The 5,611-nt window shown below is 40.0% G+C and carries 3 protein-coding genes; all 3 read left to right on the forward strand.

Annotated elements, in window-relative coordinates; all coding sequences use genetic code 11:
• Window positions 1-660 precede the first annotated feature (660 nt).
• Genes AB4153_RS05165 through AB4153_RS05175 form a run of 3 tightly spaced genes read left to right on the forward strand, consistent with a single transcriptional unit; the run spans window position 661 to window position 5,328 of the window.
• Window positions 661-2,718, forward strand: a complete 2,058-nt coding sequence (locus tag AB4153_RS05165) for a TonB-dependent receptor plug domain-containing protein (protein ID WP_371996581.1) — start codon at window positions 661-663, stop codon at window positions 2,716-2,718.
• Between the two features lie 8 nt (window positions 2,719-2,726).
• A complete protein-coding gene (locus AB4153_RS05170; RefSeq protein WP_102528135.1) occupies window positions 2,727-3,266 on the forward strand; it encodes a YfiR family protein in 540 nt (179 codons plus the stop codon).
• Window positions 3,267-3,270: 4 nt separating this feature from the next.
• Window positions 3,271-5,328, forward strand: a complete 2,058-nt coding sequence (locus tag AB4153_RS05175) for an EAL domain-containing protein (protein WP_102528136.1) — start codon at window positions 3,271-3,273, stop codon at window positions 5,326-5,328.
• Window positions 5,329-5,611: the final 283 nt, after the last annotated feature.

Here is a 5,611-nt window from a genome sequence, read left to right on the forward strand (position 1 = left end):
CTAGCACTAGCACTAGCACTGCAGCATTTACCTCAACAAAACGATAAAACACTTCTTTGAATATATTTAAGCACGTAACCTCACCACAGCTCAAAATGATTGATAGGCGTAACCAATCAAGCAAGTAAATATTTCTTACATACTGGGCGTGTTGATCTTTCAGGGCTGTGTTGGCAGCTTAGATTGCTAGGCGGCAATTCAATCGCTGCACCTAACCCGTTTTTGTCTCGAATATAATTCAAGCAGCAAAGCACAACACGTCCTGAATATCAGACTATTAAAAAAATAATTTAAGAGGGGGTTTTAAAGCTGATTAACAGCAAAAAGCGCACAAGTTCAATCTTTAGTATACACTTACTTGTAACCTGCCTGTAACAGGTGTAACGTCATTTGTTGATTAGAACTTTTAGATTAATCAATCATTTAATAGCAAATAAAACTGGTTATCATTCTTGTTCTTAACTTGCGAACTTCAAGACCTTCGATAAACAGTCGATAGCGTTACAGTAATATAAAGCAACCAATTATCTTCTTCGTCACAAGGGTGCATAAAAAGAATTAACGCAAACAGCAATGTCAACATGGTGAGCTTGTATATAAAACAAAGGCAAAGCGCGATGTATTGAGTAAATGCGTATTTATACTGTCGGAGAGCAAACATTGAAAAAAAACATTAACTTATTATTGGTCCTATTAGTTACTTCTCCTATAGCTCAAGCGGTTGACTCACTTGAAGATTTAGATTTAGAGTCTTTAATGGCAATGGATGTCCAAGTGACTTCTGCAATGAAACGTTCTCAATCAGCCTTCGATACCGCCAGTTCAATTTATGTCCTCACTAAAGAACGCATTACTCATTCGGGTGCATCTTCTGTTCCTGAAGCCTTAAAAATGGTCCCAGGACTCGTCGTTCGCCAACTTGATAACAACCAATGGGCAATATCAGCTCGAGGAGTCGCTTCAAGATTCTCCAGTAAAATGTTGGTCATGATTGACGGTCAAAGTCTTTATACCCCGCAGTTTTCAGCAGTGTATTGGGAAACCCTCAACGTGCCTCTTTATGATATTGAGCGCATCGAAGTGATCCGTGGTCAGGGTGGACAACTATGGAGCAGTAATGCCAATAATGGCGTGATCAATATTATTACTAAAAACAGCATTGATACTCGCGGCCTGTTTGTGGACGCAGCTAGCGGTAGCCAAGTTAATATTGATGCTAATATTCGCTATGGTGCTGATATAGGCAGCAGTGGAAGCTACCGTGTTTATGGCCACGTGAAAGATGGTAATGCTTCTAAAAAAGGCCTAACTGTTGAACCCAATGACACCACAGAGCAATACTCCTTAGGTGGTCGACTGGATTTTTCTCTCAATGATGACTGGTCTGGTTTTATTCAAGGCGATATGACGGAATCAACACTTGGACAAAACTATCGCGGTGTTGTGGATGATACTAATGAAAATGTGACCTTTTCTGGTGAGCTAGAGCGCACTGACTCACGATTAATGGCTCGGCTTGAAAATAGAATATCAGACTCAGCAAATCAAATGATCCAAGTATCGTGGCTGGATCAATCAGGTACCCAAACCTACCTTCAAGAAGAATTTGAATCCTTTGATATTGATTATCAAATGAACTTTATTTATCAAGCTTTACAGCTCGATTGGGGATTAAATTACCGCTATAGCACGATTTCATTTGAAGACAGTTTATTTCTTCATAGTGATAAAGACTTCGATAACTTACAACAATTCGGCGGCTTTGTTCAGGCGCAATTTGCCCTTATTCCAGAACAGCTTGATTTTGTTATTGGTACCAGAGCTGAGCATAATGACTTAACTGATTGGGAGTATCAGCCTTTAGCAAGGTTGCTATGGAAACCCGAAGACAATCAAGTACTATGGACATCAGTATCCCAAAGTGTTCGTATCCCCTCACTTATTGAGTTTAATGATAATTATGCCATTAATGGTCAGAAAGTTAGCGATGTTCTGCCTTTATCAACAGGCATTGAGGCAATAGACGATTACCACATAAAAACCTATCTCAATGGCAATGATCAAGTCGAAGCAGAAACGTCTTTATCCTATGAGTTAGGTTATCGTTTATCGCAGGATGCCTGGAATATTGATGTATCTGTGTATCATACGGAAGCTGAAAACGTTGCTGTTATTGATATTGACCCTAACATGGAGCAGTTTTTACCTGTTCTAGCCCTTTTCCAAGCAGGTCAAATACAACTGGCTTCACAAGCCTTAACTCAAACAACCATCCAATTTGATATCGTTTCTACCGCTGATGTAACCACTCAAGGCGGCGATATTGTGTTGTCTTGGGTACCTGCTGAAATGTTTAACGCTGAGCTAGGTTATAGCTATAACACCTTCGATTATGATCTTCCTGAGAATACTTTCCCAGCCATTGGACGCGACTCTACAACTCGACAAATTTTTGCCAAAGCAGATATTCACGTATTTGATAACCATAATATTTTTGCCTCGGTAAGAGTAGAAAACAGTGATGCTTATCAATCAGAAAACTACACCTTGCTTGATTTAACATGGAGCTGGGCACTGACTCCTGATTGGGCTGTCTCGGTCACTGGAAAAAATTTATTTGCAGGTAGTCATCTTGAATATGCAAATCGACAAGAAACATACACTATCCCCAATTACATTGATGAAAGTGTATTGTTCAAAGTAACGGCGAACTTCTAATTAACTTAATGCGCAATATCACTTCGTTTTTACAGGTTTTACTATTCTCATTCTTGCTACTCAGTAGCCCGAATGCAAATGCGGCTGAGCAAGAACACGCACTCAAAGCAGGTTTCCTATATAACTTCGCCCGCTACGGAAATTGGCAAGATAATACCACCAAGGATGAATATTTTAATTTGTGCAGCGCTGACGCCGCTTTTGTCGATACCGCACAATCAACACTTAAGCAGCGCAGTGTCGATGACAAACCTATTCTGATTAAACAAATTCAATTTGAGGGAGAACAATTTAACCATTGCCAATTGTTATTCATTACTTCTGAAACATTCATCCAATGGGTCAACTGGCACAATGTTCACCCCAAAGCTTTAGCCAACACTATGATTGTCGGCGAATCAAAAGGCACCATTGAAGCTGGCGGTCATATTCGTTTTTTCATTGCCAGTGGTAAAGTAAGGTTCGAGATATCACCACAACAATTACAGCAATCTGGTATCACCATGAGTTCAAAAGTACTGCGACTTGGTCGCGTGCTGGATAGGTGATGCCATGACTAGATTCTTCTCGATGAACACCATCAGCAAAAAGTTACTCATGATTTTAATGGGGGTCTCTTTTGCATCCATTATCACCGTTACTTTTGTATTCAGCGCCTACGAACTTACCACTGCAAAACGTGAGCAAGTTGATGGCTTACAAACCATCGCTAAAATGCTATCCCCCAATATTACAGCCGCAGTTCTATTTGATGATCAAGACGCAATACAAGAACTGATCGAGCCTATTCTACTTCGCGGCGATATTGTGTCAGTCACAATTACTGATAACCAAGGCAAGGTACTGGCATTTGTCAGTAAAACGCCCCGTGAGCCAGACAATATTTTAAACCCACCGATAAATGTAACCCAAATTAATAACCCTCTGACATTAGATGAACAAGAGTATGGTCAAATTCACATCTTAGCCGATGAAAGTTATATCACTACTCGCGTTAAATTCTACGGCCAGTTCATTATCATATTGTTGATTTTTGCCCTAGGGATCAGTTTTTCACTGTCGCTCATCTTACGGCGCCGTTTTTTAAGCCCAATTTTGCATTTAGCGACTATTGCAGAACGAGTATCTGACTCCAATGACTATAGTTTGCGCGCCAAAGAGTTATCTCATGATGAAGTTGGCAAGCTAAGCGCTCACTTTAATGACATGCTTGAAACCATTGAGCAACGTGATAAGCGCTTAGAAAGTCAGGTAAAAAGTAGAACCGAAGAGCTTGAAAGCGCTAATGAGAAATTACACCAATTCGCTTATCAAGATGGCTTGACCGACCTGCCGAACAGACGTTATTTCTATGAAAAATTGCAATCATTGATAGATACTGAAGGAATGATTTTCGCCCTTATATTTATTGACTTAGACGGGTTTAAAGAGATTAATGACACCCTTGGTCATGATTACGGTGATTTGTTGTTACAACAGGTCGCTAAACGCCTGAAAAACTGCGTTCGAGGTCATGATACAGTGGCTCGTTTAGGTGGCGATGAATTTACCTTAATCGTTGAAGGCATTAATGATCAACGTCGTGCCAGCGAAATTGCCGAGGTCATTAAAAGCAGCTTAGTGCAACCGATTACCATTAAAAATGAGCAAGTTTATATTACCAGCAGTATCGGTTTAACCTTCTTCCCTAGCGAAGGCAAGACCATTGAAGATGTGGTCAAACACGCAGATCAAGCAATGTATTTATCCAAAAGTAAGGGACGTAACCGTTACGAGTTTTTCTCTTTTTCAATGGAAGAACAAGCATTGGGTAAAAGACGCCTTACAGAAGAATTAAGGCAAGCGATTAAGTCTGAACAGTTCCAATTATTCTATCAACCCATTGTTAATATTGACGGCAACCAATTAAAGAAAGTAGAAGCATTAATCCGCTGGAATCATCCTAAATGGGGTTTAATTGAACCTAACGACTTTATTCCAGTTGCCGAAGAAAGCGGGCTTATAGTGGAAATTGGTAATTGGGTTCGTCAGCAAGTTATTGCTGATGCAATTGAGTTTTATCAATTACAGGGCACTGTAATACAAATTAGTGTAAATACATCCCCAACCGAAATAGATCGCTCTGGAAAGTGGATCGATCAATGGATATTAGATTGTAATAAGTCAAAGCTACCACATGGTGCTTTTTTAATTGAAGTAACAGAAAACACTTTGATGACACCAGACTCGTCTATTAAGCAACAATTAAAGCTACTTAATAACAACGGAATTAAAGTTGCCATTGATGACTTTGGCGTGGGTTATTCATCTTTAGCTTACCTGCAAGAGCTTGATATCGACATCATCAAAATCGATCGTTCATTTATAACCAATATTACAACTAACGAAAGCAGCGTCGCATTAGTAAAAGCAATTATTACTATGGCCCATAATATCGGCGTACAAGTTGTTGCGGAAGGAATTGAATCTCGCGCCCAGCAGCTGTTGCTTAAACAGCTATCATGCGATTACCTACAAGGCTTTATGTTTTCCACACCGCTAACCAAAGCAGACTTTTGTCGTCAATACCTGCAAAGCAATATTGAACCTAAACAATCTAAAGGTCATTAGGGCGTGTTGCTCGCTTGGCTGAGTTAGGTGTAACACATTCCAGCCTCAAAACTTGTTAGCTACTTTAAAAACAAAGTCGTGATGCTTAGTTAACACCTGAGTTAGACCGTAAATTTCCTTTCTATATTTCCAAACTTCGTTTGGATTAAAGTCGTGGGTTTTCCACCCACACCCGACCAAGAGGGTATCAACTGCAATACCCTCTTGGAACACCCCGCAGCCCCAACGAAAAATGCTGAAAAGCGCATATTTTCAACGGGGATTGATCCAGCTTTAAACTTCA

It is taken from the genome of Shewanella sp. 10N.286.52.E4, from assembly GCF_041468785.1.
GTDB classification, from domain to species: domain Bacteria; phylum Pseudomonadota; class Gammaproteobacteria; order Enterobacterales; family Shewanellaceae; genus Shewanella; species Shewanella electrodiphila.